This window comes from Mycobacterium sp. Root135 (assembly GCF_001426545.1).
Classification (GTDB): domain Bacteria; phylum Actinomycetota; class Actinomycetes; order Mycobacteriales; family Mycobacteriaceae; genus Mycobacterium.
This window is the reverse complement of the sequence record NZ_LMEZ01000005.1, coordinates 721,385-736,509: the sequence shown is the minus strand read 5'-3', so window position 1 is coordinate 736,509 and position 15,125 is coordinate 721,385. Positions and strand designations below refer to the sequence as shown.

Sequence of the window (15,125 nt, the reverse complement as noted above, 5' to 3'; positions counted from 1 at the left end):
CGGTCGCGCCATGATCACGACCCGTGTGCAGAACTCGGCAAGCAGTTCCCTAGCGCTGGGGGGCGGCCGTCGGCTTGATCGGCGCCGGGAGTGCCGTCCGACCCATGAGGTGGCGGTCGACACCCGCGGCGGCAGCCCGACCCTCGGCAATCGCCCACACGATGAGCGACTGCCCGCGACCCATGTCCCCGGCGACGAATACGCCGGGCACCGAGGTCTGGAAGTCGTCGTCGCGCTTCACGTTGCCGCGGTCGGTCAGCTCGACCCGCAGATCGGTCAGCAGACCCTGCTTCTCGGGACCGACGAAGCCCATCGCGAGCAGAACCAGGTCCGCCTCGAGCTCGAAGTCGCTGCCCTCGACCTTGGCGAACCGGCCGTCGCGCATCTCGACCTCGTGCACCTTGAGTGCGGTCACGTGGCCGTCGACGCCGATGAACTCCTCGGTGTTGACCGAGAAAACCCGCTCGCCGCCCTCTTCGTGTGCCGAGGCGACCCGGTACATAAGGGGGTAGGTCGGCCACGGCGTCGAGTCCGCGCGCTCCTCGGGCGGCCGAGGCATGATCTCGAACTGGTGCACGCTGGCCGCACCCTGCCGGTGCGACGTACCGAGGCAGTCGGCACCGGTGTCGCCGCCGCCGATGATGACGACCTTCTTGTCCTTCGCGGTGATCGGCGGCTCGCCGTCCTCGCCGACCACGGGGTCACCGTTCTGCACCCGGTTGGCCCAGGGCAGGTACTCCATCGCCTGATGGATGCCGCCGAGTTCGCGGCCGGGGATCGGCAGGTCGCGCCAGTCGGTCGCGCCACCGGTCAGCACCACGGCGTCGTAGTTCAGCCGCAGTTGCGCGGCGGTGAGGTCGACGCCGACGTTGACCCCGGTGCGGAACGTCGTGCCCTCGGCCGTCATCTGCTCGAGACGACGGTCGATGTGGCGCTTCTCCATCTTGAACTCGGGGATGCCGTAGCGCAGCAGACCACCGATGCGGTCGGCGCGCTCGAACACCGTGACCTGATGACCCGCCCGCGTCAGCTGCTGTGCCGCAGCCAAACCCGCGGGACCCGAGCCGACGACCGCGACCTTCTTGTTGGTCAGCCGGTGCGGCGGAAGGGGAAGCACCCAGCCCTCGTCGAAGGCGTTGTCGATGATCTCGACCTCGACCTGCTTGATGGTCACCGGGTCCTGGTTGATGCCAAGCACGCACGACGCCTCGCACGGCGCCGGGCACAGCCGCCCGGTGAACTCAGGGAAGTTGTTGGTGGCGTGCAGCCGCTCGATGGCGTCGTGCCACCTGTCCTTGAAGATCAGGTCGTTCCACTCGGGAATCAAGTTGCCTAGTGGACATCCGTTGTGACAGAACGGGATACCGCAGTCCATGCACCGGGCGGCCTGGTCCTGCAGCACCTCGTGGGAGAAGTCCTCGTAGACCTCGTTCCAGTCCCGCAGCCGCAGGTCGACCGGCCGACGCTGAGGCGTCTCGCGATGGGTGTGCTTGAGGAAGCCGCGCGGGTCAGCCACGAGCCGCCGCCATGATCGCGGTGTTGACGTCTTCACCGTTGCGTTCGGCTTCGGCGATGGCGGTCAGGACCGACCGGTAGTCGCGTGGCATGACCTTCACGAAGTGCTTCAGTTGAGACTCCCAATCGGAGAGGACCCGTTGGCCGACGGCCGAATCGGTGGCGTCGACGTGCGCTTGGAGGATCTCGTGCAGCCACTCGACGTCGTGGTCGTCCAGCCGCTCGAGCTCCACCATCTCGCCGTTGAGGTTGTCGGACAGCGTGCCGTGCTGGTCGTACACGTAGGCGATGCCACCGGACATTCCCGCGGCGAAGTTGCGGCCGGTGGGTCCGAGGATTGCCACCTTGCCGCCGGTCATGTACTCGCAGCCGTGGTCACCCACACCCTCGACCACCGCGTGGGCGCCCGAGTTCCGCACTGCGAAGCGCTCGCCGACCTGCCCGCGCAGGAAGGCCTGGCCGCTGGTGGCACCGAACAGCACCACGTTGCCGGCGATGATGTTGTCCTCGGCGGCGAAGTCTGCAGGCGCGGACTCCGACGGCCGCACCGCGATGCGCCCACCGGACAGCCCCTTGCCGACGTAGTCGTTGGCGTCACCGTAGACGCGCAGCGTGATGCCCTTGGGCAGGAACGCACCGAAGCTGTTGCCCGCCGACCCGTCGAAGGTGATGTCGATCGTGCCGTCCGGAAGACCCTGTCCGCCATGGACCTTCGTCAGCTCGTGGCCGAGCATGGTGCCGACCGTGCGGTTGACGTTGGCGATGCTGGTCCTGAACTTGACCGCAGATCCGGTGTCGAGCGCCTCGCGGCTCTGCGCGATCAGCTGCTGGTCGAGCGCCTTGTCCAGCCCGTGGTCCTGCCGCGAGCTGCAGTACAGGTCCTGATTCATGAACGCCGAGTCCGGTTCGACCAGCACGGGAGACAGGTCCAGCTTGTGGGCCTTCCAGTGCGCGGCGGCCTGCTTGGTGTCCAGCGCGCCGACCTGTCCGACCATCTCGTTGACGGTGCGGAAGCCCAACTGCGCCATGAGCTCTCGCACTTCCTCGGCGATGAACCGGAAGAAGTTCTCGACGAACTCGGGCTTGCCGTTGAACCGCTCGCGCAGCAGCGGGTTCTGGGTGGCGACTCCGACCGGGCACGTGTCGAGGTGACACACCCGCATCATGATGCACCCGGCCACCACCAGCGGGGCGGTCGCGAAGCCGAACTCCTCGCCACCGAGCAGCGCGGCGACGACGACGTCGCGGCCCGTCTTGAGCTGACCGTCGACCTGCACGACGATGCGGTCGCGAAGTCCGTTGAGCAGCAAGGTCTGCTGTGTCTCGGCCAAGCCCAGCTCCCACGGGGCACCCGCGTGCTTCTGTGAGGTGAGCGGGGTGGCGCCGGTGCCACCGTCGTGACCCGAGATCAGCACCACGTCGGCGTGCGCCTTGGAGACGCCTGCCGCGACGGTGCCAACACCGTTCTCGGACACCAGCTTCACGTGTACCCGGGCACCGGGGTTGGCGTTCTTCAGGTCGTGGATCAGCTGCGCCAGATCCTCGATGGAGTAGATGTCGTGGTGCGGCGGCGGCGAGATCAGCCCGACGCCAGGCGTCGAGTGCCGCACCTCGGCCACCCACGGGTACACCTTGTGCCCCGGAAGCTGGCCGCCCTCACCGGGTTTCGCACCTTGCGCCATCTTGATCTGGATGTCGGTGCAGTTGGTCAGGTAGTGGCTCGTCACGCCGAACCGGCCGGACGCCACCTGCTTGATGGCGCTGCGGCGCCAGTCGCCGTTCGCGTCGTGGTCGAAGCGGTCGACGGATTCGCCGCCCTCACCGGAGTTGGAACGGCCGCCGAGACGGTTCATCGCGATGGCCAGGGTTTCGTGCGCCTCGGCGGAGATCGAGCCGTAACTCATTGCGCCGGTGGAGAATCGCTTGACGATCTCCGAGACGGGCTCGACCTCGTCGATCGAGACGGGTGGCCGGACGGCGGCGTCGCCGGTACGGAACTTCAGCAGCCCACGCAGCGAGGCGAAGCGCTCACTCTGGTCGTCGACCAGCTTGGTGTACTCCTTGAAGATCGAGTACTGGCCGGTGCGGGTCGCGTGCTGCAGCTTGAACACCGTGTCGGGGTTGAAGAGGTGGTACTCCCCCTCACGGCGCCACTGGTATTCGCCGCCGACCTCGAGCTCGCGGTGGGCGCGCTCGTCGGGGCGATCCAGGTAGGCCAGGGCGTGCCGCGACGCGACGTCGGCGGCGATGTCTTCGAGGTCGATTCCGCCGACCGGGCAGTGCAGTCCGGTGAAGTAGTCGTCGAGCACCTGCTGGCTGATGCCGATGGCCTGGAACAGCTGGGCACCGGTGTAGGACGCCAGGGTGGAGATGCCCATCTTGGACATCACCTTCAGCACGCCCTTGCCCGCGGCCTTGGTGTAGTTGGCCTTGGCCTGGTCGCTGGTGATGCCGGTGATGATGCCGCGGTCGACCATGTCTTCGATGGACTCGAACGCCATGTACGGGTTGATTGCGGCGGCACCGAAACCACAGAGCGCGGCCATGTGGTGCACCTCGCGGGCGTCACCCGTCTCCACGACGAGGCCGACCTGCGTGCGGGTCCGGTCGCGCACCAGGTGGTGGTGGACCGCGGAGACGCTCAGCAGCGACGGGATCGGTGCCAGCGACTCGTTCGATTCGCGGTCCGACAGCACGATGATGCGGGCGCCCTCGCGGATGGCCGCGGAGACCTTGGCCCGGACGTCGTCGAGCGCTTCCTTCAGGCCCTGCCCACCACGGGCGACCGGATAGAGGCAGCGGATGACGGCGGCGCGCAGGCCGTGCTTGTGGCCGCGGATCTCGTGATCGGGGTCGACGCAGATCAGCTTGGACAGTTCGGCGTTGCGCAGGATCGGGTTGGACAGCACGATCTGACGACAGGAGTCGGCGTTCGGGTTGAGCAGGTCGCCCTCGGGGCCGACGGTGCCCTGCAGGCTGGTCACCACCTCTTCGCGGATGGCGTCCAGCGGCGGGTTCGTCACCTGCGCGAACAGCTGCTGGAAGTAGTCGTAGAGCATCCGGGGCCGAGCCGAGAGCACGGCGACCGGGGTGTCGGTACCCATGGAGCCGAGCGCCTCGGCGCCGCTGCGCGCCATCGGCGCCACCAGGAGGTTGAGCTCCTCGTAGGTGAATCCGAAGGCCTGCTGCCGCAGCACGACGCGGTGGTGCGGCATCCGCACGTAGTCACCCGGCGGCAGGTCCGCGACGCGGAACAGACCGGCGTCGAGCCACTCCTGATACGGCTGCTCGGCGGCCAGCTCGGCCTTGACCTCTTCGTCGGAGACGATGCGGCCCTGGGCGGTGTCGACCAGGAACATCCGGCCGGGCTGGAGGCGCATCTTCTGCACCACGGTCGACGGGTCGAGGTTCAGGACGCCTGCCTCGGACGCCAGGACGACGAGGCCGTCCTCGGTGACCCAGATGCGCGACGGCCGCAGACCGTTGCGGTCGAGGACCGCACCGATCACGGTGCCGTCGGTGAAGCACACCGACGCCGGGCCGTCCCAGGGCTCCATGAGCGAGGAGTGGTACTCGTAGAACGCGCGACGCGCGGGATCCATGCTTTCGTGCCGCTCCCACGCCTCGGGGATCATCATCAGCATGGCGTGGGGCAGGCTGCGGCCGCCAAGGTGTAGCAGCTCGAGGACCTCGTCGAAGCGTGCAGTGTCCGACGCACCGGGGGTGCAGACGGGGAAGATCTTGTCGACGTCGGAGTGGGAGCCGAAGACGTCGGTCTTGATGAGCGCCTCACGCGCCCGCATCCAGTTCTCGTTGCCGGTGACGGTGTTGATCTCGCCGTTGTGGGCGACCCGCCGGAACGGGTGCGCCAGGGGCCATGACGGGAACGTGTTGGTCGAGAAGCGGGAGTGCACGATGCCCAGCGCGCTGGTCATCCGCTCGTCCTGCAGATCCAGGTAGAACGCCTTGAGCTGAGGGGTCGTCAGCATGCCCTTGTAGGCGAACGTCTGGCCCGAAAGGCTTGGGAAGTACACGGTTTCGCGACCGGGGCCGTCCTGGCCGGGACCCTTGGTGCCCAGCTCGTGTTCGGCACGCTTGCGCACCACGTAGGCGCGCCGCTCGAGGTCCATCCCCGAGGCCCCGCCGATGAACACCTGACGGAACGTCGGCATCGCGTCGCGGGCGAGCGCACCGAGGGAGGAATCGTCGGTTGGCACGTCACGCCAGCCGAGGAAGATCAGACCCTCGGCCTCGATGATCTTCTCCACCGATTCGCACGCCGCCGCGGCGTCGCGGGACGACTGCGGCAGGAATGCGATGCCGGTGGCGTAGCTGCCTTCGGCGGGAAGTTCGAAGTCGACCACCGCACGGAGGAACGCGTCGGGGACCTGCAGCAGGATGCCTGCGCCGTCGCCGGTGTTCGGCTCGGCGCCCTGGGCGCCACGGTGCTCCATGTTCAGCAGTGCCGTGATGGCCTTGTCGACGATGTCGCGGCTGCGACGGCCGTGCATGTCGGCCACCATCGCCACGCCGCAGGAATCGTGCTCGTAGGCCGGGTTGTAGAGGCCTTGCTTGCGGCCTCCCTGCCTCGAGCCATGGTCGCTGGGCGCCATTCCCACCTGCCCTTCACACCTTTACGGAAGCCTGATGCTGACAGCCGTCATGCACGGCTGTTGCCGGCGGGCGATGGGTCGAGCTACGTGCAGCACTGAACGACGGGACTTCCCACTCGCCACGAATGGGGAAACGATATGACAAACCCCGCCTGACATGCCAACTTAGTACAGCCTAAGGTGGGACTTCGGCGTGACGTGGGGTTTCGGCGGCGAATGTGGGCGGGTAACGACGAAATCCGTTGTTGCGGTGCGACGGTGACGTAGCCGAGGTCTGACGGGGCCGGGACGGCGGCTGACAACAGCAATTTGCCGCCCTACCATTTTGGTTTGCTATGTGGATTTTTGGCAGGCCCTAAATGGGAGAATGCGTCCGCAGAAATTTGCTCGCAAGCAATTTTCGGGCGCTGCGGAACCCGTCGACGGCGCCGTGCTGGTGTCGAGGCGCCCCGCCGCCTTCCCGCCGACCGACCATTGCGTCACGAATCGTCGGCCACGGCAGCGCCGGACGGCCCTGTTGACCTGTCTGTCAACACCTTTGAGAGTCGGCAGGCCGACGCGGTGGGATGTCGGCCGTGCCGAGCGCCGACGCCGCCACAACGAATACCGCGCACCCGGGCCGTCGCCAGCCGAAAAACTGCCCGTAATCGACCTGTCCAACGCCAGCGGACACATCAAGGCTCGGTTCGCCCGACGTCGGCACGGGTTGCACTGACTGGTCCGGTCACCATCGGGACAAGATTCGGCATCAGGCGTACCGAAAGTGTTTGGCCCCGTGCGACCCTCGGATGGCTGGCAGCGCAACGACGCTCTGCCGAGGAGGCACTCCCGTGAACGCACCCACGATGTGGCATCGACTCGCAGCCGAGTTCATCGGAACGTTCTGGCTCGTCCTCGGCGGGTGCGGCAGTGCCGTGTTCGCCGCGAAGTTTCCCTCGGACGGCACGGCTCTTGGCATCGGATTCCTCGGCGTCTCACTGGCGTTCGGATTGACCGTCCTGACCGGCGTCTACGCGTTCGGCACCATCTCCGGAGGCCACTTCAACCCAGCCGTGACGCTCGGAGCCGCCATCGCCAAGCGTGTCGAATGGAAGGCGTTACCCGCCTACTGGATCACCCAGGTGGTCGGCGGCGCCGTGGCGGGTGGCGTCATCTACGTCATCGCCTCGGGCAAGGCCGGCTGGACGGCCGAGGGAAACATGGCCGCCAACGGGTTTGGCGACCACTCCCCCGGCGGCTACTCGATGGTGGCGGTGTTGATCGCCGAGGTCGTGTTGACGGCCGTCTTCCTTCTCGTCATCCTCGGATCGACCGACGATCGCGCACCAAAGGGATTCGCGGGCTTGGCAATTGGGTTGACGCTCACCTTGATCCACCTCATCTCGATCCCGATCTCGAACACGTCGGTCAACCCGGCCCGGTCGACGGCGGTGGCGTTCTTCAACGGTGACGGAGCCCCGGCGCAACTGTGGCTGTTCTGGCTGGCGCCTCTGGTCGGCGCGGCGATCGCCGGGGCCGCATACCCGCTGCTGTTCGGCCGCAACGAGGAACTCGCTGATCGACCGGTCCGCGACGACGCACTGGAGGAGGTGAACTGAGCCCACGCGTGACTCGGGCCCGCATCCCCATGGGGATGCGGGCCCGCTCGCGGCTATTTGCTTAACCGAAGATCACTTCTTCTTTGCCTTTGCGGCGGCACCCTTTTCCGAGGTCGCGCCTTGGTTGACCAAGTCGCCGCCGGCGCTCTCCAGATGCGCGCGGACGAACCACTGGAACTTCTCGAGTTCGGCGGCGTGGCCGATGAGCATGTCCTGAGACACCGGATCGAGGTCTTCGAGGGTGTGGATGGCCTTGCGGGTGTCCTCGTTGACTCCGGTGTAGACCAGGTCAAGTGCCGCTAGGTGCGCCAGCACGGTGTCGCGCCCTACCGAGTAGTCGTCCCAGGTGCGGTCCTTGAGGATCGCGCCGGGGGTGCCCTTCGGCGACTCACCAAGGGTGGCGATGCGCTCGGCGGCCTCGTCGGCGTACCCGCGAACCAGTTCGACCTGCGGGTCGATCATTTCGTGGACGCCGATGAAGTTCGGGCCGACGACGTTCCAGTGCACGTGCTTGAGGGTCAGGTGCAGGTCGTTGTAGGTGCTGAGTTGCTTCTGCAGCAGGTTGGCGACCTCGCTGGCATCCTTGTCCGACATTCCTGGAATCGTGAATCCTGCCATGCGTTGTATCTCCCTTTCTCTTACTTACCAGGACACCTACCCGCCTCTGGCGAGGGCTACACCCCTGCGGCGGCACGTGATCAGATCGCTACGCTCGCCACATGACTGAGTCGGTGCGCGGGTTCACTGGTTTTCCAGAGGCCGCCCTCGACTTCTACGACGATCTGGAGATCGACAACACCAAGTCGTTCTGGGAGGCGCACAAGGACGTGTACCTGACGTCCGTGAAGGCGCCGACCACAGCTTTGGTGACCGCCTTGGAACCGGAGTTCGGGACTGCAAAGGTCTTCCGCCCGTTCCGCGACGTCAGGTTCGCCAAGGACAAGACGCCGTACAAGACTCACCAGGGCGCGTACGTCGGGGCTGGCCCGGCGTGCGGCTGGTACGTCGAGATCGCCGCTCGCGGGGTTCGCACCGGGGCGGGGTTCTACGACGCAAGCTCGACGGATCTGGCCAGGATTCGCGCGTCCATCGTCAACGACCTCACCGGCGATCAGCTCGGCAAGATCCTGGCGAAGCTGACCCGCGCCGGCTTCACGGTCGGCGGCGACCGCCTGAAGACCTCGCCGCGCGGGTTCGACGCCGACCACCCTCGCATCGACCTCCTGCGGCACCGCTCCCTCACGGTCACCAAGGAGTACGGCTTCGAGCCGATCATCCACACGCCGGAGTTCGTCGACGCGGTGCGTGCGGACTGGCGGGCGGCCCGACCGCTGGTCGAATGGGTGGCCGCCCGACTGGGTGACTAGAGCGCGCGCAGGTTGGGGATCGCCATTCGTGCGCCGAAGCGCGGGTTGCGCGCCAACCCGCTGACCTCCAACAGGCGGGTCGCCCGAAAGCGATGTGGCCGAAGCGGTTCCAGGAGTTCGAGCATCTCGTCGTCGTCGATCCGGTGGCCCAGCAGCGTGGACCCCACGACGTTGGAGAGGTGGTAGTCGCCGACGGACAGCGCGTCGGCGTCGCCCCAGGCGCGTTGGGCGACCTCGGCGGCGGTCCAGATCCCCACGCCGGGCAGCGTCATCAGGGCGGTCCTGGCGTCCTCCGGCGGACGAGCCGACAGCCGCTCCAAGGCGTCCGCCCGCTGCGCGCACCCGACCAGCGTCCGCGCGCGCCCCGGGTCGACGTTGGCGAGGTGGAATTCCCACGACGGGATGCGCCGCCACACCTCGGCAGGCGGTGGGACGCGCATGCGTTCCGGGGCGGGACCGGGCGCGGGCGCGCCGTACTTGGTCACCAGCAGCCGCCAGGCCCGGAAGGCGTCCTTGCCCGCGACGCGCTGTTCGAGCACCGCAGGGACGAGGGCCTCCAGCACCCGACCGGTGCGGCCAAGGCGGAGGTGCGGGACGCGGCGGTAGGCGGCGGCGATGGTCGGCTCCGCGGGCGCGAAACCGGTCGCGTCGTCGTGCACGCCCAGCAGGGCAGGCAACCGCTCGAGGAACTCGGCGGCGCCGTCACCCCACGCCTCGCACTCGACGGTCGTGCGCGCCGACGTGGCGATGCGCGCCGTCACCGGCCCGCTGGGCAGCAGGCTGGTCTTCCAGATCGCGCCGTCGACCAGTTGGTAGCACGGGTCACCGGGACCGCGACGCTGCGGGGACAGCGTCATCGACGGGCTGGCGGGCCCGTCGACGGTGACGCTGCAGGTGACGCCGGCCTGATTCGACACCGCCAAAGGCTAACCGACCGAGACGTCGGCCTTGGTGCCGTAGAACGCCACGTGACCTGCGATGGCGTCCACCGCGTCGTACGGCTGCTCGTAGGTCCAGATCGCGTCGTCGACGGTCTGTCCGGCGACGCTGAGGTGGTAGTAGTTCGCCTCACCCTTGTACGGGCAGTAGGTGGTGGTGTCGCTGCGCGTCAACGCCGACGGCACCACGTCGACCAGGGGTACGTACTGCACGGCGGGGTACGTCGACTCCTGAAGGGTCAGCGCGGCGTCGGTCTCGGCGACCACCTCGCCGTTGACGCGGACGACGACGTGCTTGCCGGTCGGGGTGACGGTGATGGGATGCGCTTCGGTGGGCTGGAGGACTGTTCGTTCGCTCATCCCCTACCCAACGTTCTCCGACCGGGCATTGTTTCCGGATCCGCTCGCTACCATCGCGCCATGACTGAACCCTCGGCGCAGGCGTCGGTGACCATCGCGGCCAGCTGCGCCGACGTGTACGCCCTCGTCACCGACCTCCCCACGATGGCAACGCTCGCCGAGGAAGCCAACGTGATGCAGTGGCACCGAGGTGACGGCGCCGCGCCCGGTGCGGTGTTCAAGGGACGCAACGCCAACGGCGGCAAGTCGTGGACCACCACGTGCACCGTCACCCACGCCGAGCCGGGCAGGGTGTTCGCCTTCGACGTCAAGAGCTTCGTCGTCCCCGTGTCGCACTGGCGCTACGACATCGAACCGGTCGACGGCGGCTGCCGGGTCACCGAGCAGACCTGGGACCGGCGACCGGGCTGGTTCCTCAAGCCCGCGCGCATCGCCACGGGTGTCTCCGACCGCACGTCGGTCAACGCGAAGAACATCGAGCTGACGCTGCAGCGGTTGAAGGCCCTAGCGGAAACTTAGGGCTTGCGGCTGATCCGGTCGGCGACCGACGCGATCGGCGACGTCGTGGCGCGACCACCGAACTCGTGCCGGTCGGCGGCCTTGTAGGCCAGGTAGAGGCTGCGCACGCCGAGCCAGCGCAGCGGCTCGGGCTCCCAGTTCTTCGACCGGTGCCCCACCCACGCCATCTCGGTCCGCGGGGTCTTCTCACCAAGCACCAGCTCGGCCAGCGTCCGCCCGGCCAGGTTGGTCGCCGTCACGCCATGCCCGACGTACCCGCCCGCCCAGCCGAGTCCCGTCGCCCGGTCGAATTCGACGCCCGCCGACCAGTCCCTCGGGACCGCCAGCACACCGCACCAGCCGTGGGCGATCGGCACGTTGCGCACCTGCGGCAGGACGTCGTGCAGCATCGCCGTCAGCTCGCGGATCGTGCGCTGCGGCACGCGGCCGTCGACGTCGGTCCGCGACCCGTAGCGGTAGGGCACGCTGCGGCCGCCGATGGCGATGCGGTCGTCGGCCGTGCGCTGGGCGTAGAAGAACCCGTGCGCCATGTCGCCGACCGTCTCGCGGCCGTCCCAACCGATCGACTCCCACACGTCCGGACCAATCGGGTCGGTGGCGATCAACGAGCTGTTCATCGGCAGCCACCGACGTTTCATTCCTGGCAGCCCCGCGGTAAAGCCCTCGGTGGCGCGCAACACGACGGGCGCCCGGACGGTACCCGCCGGGGTAGTGGCGCGACCCGCGGCGATCTCGGTCACGGGAGACATCTCGTAGACGTCGACGCCGCGGCGTTCCACGACGTCGGCCAAGCCACGGGCCAGCGCCGCCGGCTGGATGCGGGCACAGTGCGGCGTGTGATGGGCCGCGACCACGCGAGAGAACCGAACCCGTTGCGCCGCCTCGGCCGTCGTCAACTCGGTGAAGTCGGTGAACCCCCAGCTGCTTTCCTCGGCGCGCCGTTCGGCGAGCCGCTGAGCCTGGGCGGCGTTGCGGGCGATCTGCAGGGTGCCGCCCTTGACGATGCCCGCGTCGACGCCCTCGCGTTCGGCGACCTCGATGACCTCGTCTATCGCCTCGAGCAGCGCCCGCTGCCAGGCCACCACGGCGTCGCGGCCACGCTCGCGGGCCAACGCGTCCCGGTCTCCTGGCGCCATCCCGGACAACCAGCCACCGTTGCGCCCGGAGGCGCCGAAGCCTGCGAACCGCGCCTCGAGGATGGTGACGCGCAGGGACGGGTCCGCGCGTTTGAGGTAGTAGGCGGTCCACAGCCCGGTGAAACCGGCGCCGACGATGCAGACGTCGGCGTCCCGGTCCCCCGGCAGCGCCGTGCGTGGAGAAGGGATCTTGTCGAACCAGTGCGAGACATGACCGTTGACGGGAGGCACCACGGAAGTGTGCCAGGGCGAGTCGTCCTACGCCTGCCGCTCTTGCCACCGGCCCTGCTCGGCACAGTCGTCGTACCAGCACGATGGGCCGCGCCGAGACTCTGGTCTGGCACCGAGTTGGACGATCCGGTAGTACATGGGACGTCCGCAGACGCAGGTCTCACCGGTGTATTCGTGGTGCCTGGACATCGCCGAACCCTTCGTTGGGTAGATCAAAACGTCGAATGCCCAGTCCGCGGCGGAATTACTCCAATGCGGCCCTGGTCAGGCAGGCTGGACCCACGATGACCACCGCTGCCGCCCTCCTGCCCGACCCGAGCGACCTGTCCGCGCTACGCGCCAACGGCACCGACCCCGACGAACTGTTCGCCTCGTTCGCCGCGTGGGCCGAGGCGAGCGGCACCGTGCTGTACCCGGCTCAGGAGGAGGCGCTGATCGAGTTGGTCAGCGGCGCCAACGTCGTCCTGGCCACCCCGACGGGGTCGGGCAAGTCGCTGGTCGCGACCGGCGCGCTGTATGCAGCCCTCGCGGCGGGGACGCGCAGCTACTACACCGCCCCGATCAAGGCGCTGGTCAGCGAGAAGTTCTTCGCGCTGTGCGACGTGTTCGGCGCGGCCAACGTCGGCATGCTGACCGGGGACGCCTCGGTCAACGCCGGGGCGCCGATCATCGCGTGCACCGCCGAGGTGTTGGCCAACACCGCGCTGCGCGAGGGCGCCGACGCCGACATCGGGTTGGTCGTCATGGACGAGTTCCACTTCTACGGCGACCCCGACCGCGGCTGGGCCTGGCAGGTGCCGCTGCTGGAGCTGCCGCGGGCACAGTTCCTGCTGATGTCGGCCACCCTGGGCGACGTCACGTTCCTGCGGGAGGACCTCACCCGTCGGACCGGCCGGACGACGGCGCTGGTCGCCAACGCCGAGCGGCCCGTGCCCCTGCATTACTACTACGCGACCACCCCGATGCACGAGACCATCCAAGACCTGCTCGACACCAAGCAGGCACCGGTCTACGTCGTGCACTTCACCCAGGCCTCCGCGCTGGAGCGGGCGCAGGCCCTGATGAGCGTCAACGTCAGCACCAAGGAGGAGAAGGCGGCCATCGCCGATCTCATTGGCGCGTTTCGCTTTTCGTCGGCGTTCGGCACGACGTTGTCGCGCCTGGTCCGGCACGGCATCGGCGTCCACCACGCCGGCATGCTGCCCAAGTACCGTCGGCTGGTCGAACAGCTGGCCCAGGCCGGGCTTCTCAAGGTCATCTGCGGCACCGACACCCTCGGCGTCGGCATCAACGTGCCGATCCGCACGGTGGTGTTCTCGGCCCTGTCGAAGTACGACGGCACCCGCACGCGGATGCTCAACGCGCGCGAATTCCACCAGATCGCGGGGCGCGCCGGACGGGCCGGATACGACACCGCGGGCACCGTCGTCGTCGAGGCACCCGAGCACGAGGTCGAGAACCTCAAACAGTTCGCCAAGGTCGCCGACGACCCGAAGAAGCGCCGGAAGTTAGTGCGCCGCAAGGTTCCCGAGGGCATGGTGCCGTGGAGCGAGAAGACCATGACTCGCCTGATCGAGGCCACCCCCGAACCGCTGACGAGCAACATGCGGGTGTCGACGGCGATGATCCTCGACGTCGTCGACCGGCCCGGCGACCCGTTCGTCGCGATGCGGCGGCTGCTCACCGACAACCACGAGCCCCGCAAGCGGCAGCTCAAGCACATCCGGGAGGCGGTCGGCATCGCCCGGTCGCTGCTGCAGGCCGGAGTCTTGGAACGGCTGCCCGAGCCGGAGCCGGACGGCAGGCGGTATCGCCTGACCGTCGACCTTCCGCCCGACTTCGCCCTCAACCAGCCCCTGTCGACGTTCGCCCTCGCCGCGATCGACGTGCTCGACCCGGCGTCGGAAACCTATGCGCTGGACGTCGTTTCGGTGATCGAGGCGACGCTGGAGGATCCACGGCAGATTCTGTCAGCACAGCTGAAGAAGGCCAGGGGCGAGGCCGTCGCCGCGATGAAGGCCGAGGGCATCGAGTACGACGAGCGCATCGCGCTGCTCGACGACATCACCTATCCCAAACCGCTGGCCGACGTGCTCGGACATGTCTACGACGTGTACTTGCAAAGCAATCCGTGGGCCGCCGACGGCCAGCTGTCGCCGAAGTCGATCGTCCGCGAGATGTGGGAGCGGGCCTTCACGTTCCGGGAGTTCGTCAGCATCTACGCGCTGACCCGCTCCGAGGGCGCCGTCCTGCGCTACCTCTCCGACGCGTTCAAGGCGCTGCGCTCGGGCGTGCCCGCCTCGGCCCGCACCGAGGAGGTCACCGACGTCGTCGAGTGGCTGGGTGAGCTTGTCCGCCAGGTGGATTCGAGCCTGCTCGACGAGTGGGAGCAACTCACCAGCCCCGATCAACCGCTGGACGCCCCGGTTGCGGTGCCCGCCCGTCCGCGTCCGCTGACCGGCAACGAGCGGGCCTTCACAGCGATGGTCCGCAACGCGCTGTTCCGCCGGGTCGAGCTCTTCTCGCGCCGCCGCTGGTACGACCTGGGTCAGCTCGACGGGGACGCCGGATGGACCACCGAACGCTGGGCGGAGGTCGGCGCGGAGTACTTCGACGAACACGACTCGGTGGGTACCGGCGCGGACGCCCGCGGTCCCGCGCTGTTGATCGTCGACCGCCAACCCGGCCGATGGGACGTCCGGCAGATCTTGGACGACCCTGCGGGAGATCGCGATTGGGGCTTCGACGTCGAGGTGGACCTTGAGGCGTCCGACGAAGAGGGCGCGGCGGTGATCCGGGTGGTCGACGCGGGGCGGATGGGCTAGCGCCGGCCGCAAGTCGCCTGTGG

Annotated in this window: 10 protein-coding genes; 4 read left to right on the top strand and 6 right to left on the bottom strand. The window is 68.1% G+C overall.

Annotated features, from left to right (window positions below; all coding sequences use genetic code 11):
- Window positions 1-49 precede the first annotated feature (49 nt).
- Window positions 50-1,516 (bottom strand): glutamate synthase subunit beta, encoded by a 1,467-nt coding sequence (locus tag ASD37_RS14610; RefSeq protein ID WP_056551976.1) that lies wholly within the window; start codon window positions 1,514-1,516, stop codon window positions 50-52.
- A complete protein-coding gene (gltB, locus tag ASD37_RS14605; protein ID WP_056551973.1) occupies window positions 1,509-6,128 on the bottom strand; it encodes a glutamate synthase large subunit in 4,620 nt (1,539 codons plus the stop codon). The genes ASD37_RS14610 and gltB overlap by 8 nt, the downstream gene beginning before the upstream one ends.
- An 830-nt stretch (window positions 6,129-6,958) precedes the next feature.
- On the opposite strand from gltB, the gene aqpZ reads away from it, so the two are divergent.
- Entirely contained in the window at window positions 6,959-7,726 is a 768-nt protein-coding gene (gene aqpZ, locus ASD37_RS14600) for an aquaporin Z (protein WP_156720877.1), read from the top strand.
- Between the two features lie 72 nt (window positions 7,727-7,798).
- On the opposite strand, the gene ASD37_RS14595 is transcribed toward aqpZ, so the two are convergent.
- Window positions 7,799-8,344 carry a Dps family protein gene (locus ASD37_RS14595; protein WP_056551968.1) on the bottom strand — a complete coding sequence of 182 codons (546 nt, stop codon included), beginning with the start codon at window positions 8,342-8,344 and terminating at the stop codon, window positions 7,799-7,801.
- A 101-nt stretch (window positions 8,345-8,445) separates the two neighbouring features.
- On the opposite strand from ASD37_RS14595, the gene ASD37_RS14590 reads away from it, so the two are divergent.
- On the top strand, window positions 8,446-9,093 hold the full coding sequence (locus tag ASD37_RS14590; RefSeq protein ID WP_056551965.1) for a DUF2461 domain-containing protein: 648 nt from the start codon (window positions 8,446-8,448) through the stop codon (window positions 9,091-9,093).
- On the opposite strand, the gene ASD37_RS14585 is transcribed toward ASD37_RS14590, so the two are convergent.
- Both ASD37_RS14585 and ASD37_RS14580 read right to left on the bottom strand, forming a co-directional pair.
- A complete protein-coding gene (locus ASD37_RS14585; protein WP_056553349.1) occupies window positions 9,090-9,950 on the bottom strand; it encodes a DNA-3-methyladenine glycosylase in 861 nt (286 codons plus the stop codon). The two genes, ASD37_RS14590 and ASD37_RS14585, sit on opposite strands and share 4 nt — an antisense overlap.
- A gap of 69 nt (window positions 9,951-10,019) precedes the next feature.
- Window positions 10,020-10,391 (bottom strand): DUF427 domain-containing protein, encoded by a 372-nt coding sequence (locus tag ASD37_RS14580; RefSeq protein ID WP_056551962.1) that lies wholly within the window; start codon window positions 10,389-10,391, stop codon window positions 10,020-10,022.
- A gap of 60 nt (window positions 10,392-10,451) precedes the next feature.
- Between ASD37_RS14580 and ASD37_RS14575 the strand changes: the two genes are divergently transcribed.
- Window positions 10,452-10,910: an SRPBCC family protein gene (locus ASD37_RS14575; protein WP_056551959.1), complete on the top strand. Its 459-nt coding sequence runs from the start codon at window positions 10,452-10,454 to the stop codon at window positions 10,908-10,910.
- Here ASD37_RS14575 and ASD37_RS14570 read toward each other — a convergent pair.
- On the bottom strand, window positions 10,907-12,277 hold the full coding sequence (locus tag ASD37_RS14570; protein WP_056553346.1) for an FAD-binding oxidoreductase: 1,371 nt from the start codon (window positions 12,275-12,277) through the stop codon (window positions 10,907-10,909). The two genes, ASD37_RS14575 and ASD37_RS14570, sit on opposite strands and share 4 nt — an antisense overlap.
- Window positions 12,278-12,561: 284 nt before the next feature.
- Here ASD37_RS14570 and ASD37_RS14565 point away from each other — a divergent pair, with 284 nt between their 5' ends.
- Window positions 12,562-15,102, top strand: a complete 2,541-nt coding sequence (locus ASD37_RS14565) for an RNA helicase (RefSeq protein WP_056551955.1) — start codon at window positions 12,562-12,564, stop codon at window positions 15,100-15,102.
- Window positions 15,103-15,125 lie beyond the last annotated feature (23 nt).

What these genes read in the sequence shown, in the direction of transcription:
- gltB (WP_056551973.1), bottom strand. Translation starts at nt 6,128, where the DNA reads ATGGCGCCCAGCGACCATGGCTCGAGGCAGGGAGGCCGCAAGCAAGGC.
- ASD37_RS14595 (WP_056551968.1), bottom strand. Translation starts at nt 8,344, where the DNA reads ATGGCAGGATTCACGATTCCAGGAATGTCGGACAAGGATGCCAGCGAG.
- ASD37_RS14590 (WP_056551965.1), top strand. Translation starts at nt 8,446, where the DNA reads ATGACTGAGTCGGTGCGCGGGTTCACTGGTTTTCCAGAGGCCGCCCTC.
- ASD37_RS14585 (WP_056553349.1), bottom strand. Translation starts at nt 9,950, where the DNA reads ATGACGCTGTCCCCGCAGCGTCGCGGTCCCGGTGACCCGTGCTACCAA.
- ASD37_RS14580 (WP_056551962.1), bottom strand. Translation starts at nt 10,391, where the DNA reads ATGAGCGAACGAACAGTCCTCCAGCCCACCGAAGCGCATCCCATCACC.
- ASD37_RS14575 (WP_056551959.1), top strand. Translation starts at nt 10,452, where the DNA reads ATGACTGAACCCTCGGCGCAGGCGTCGGTGACCATCGCGGCCAGCTGC.
- ASD37_RS14565 (WP_056551955.1), top strand. Translation starts at nt 12,562, where the DNA reads ATGACCACCGCTGCCGCCCTCCTGCCCGACCCGAGCGACCTGTCCGCG.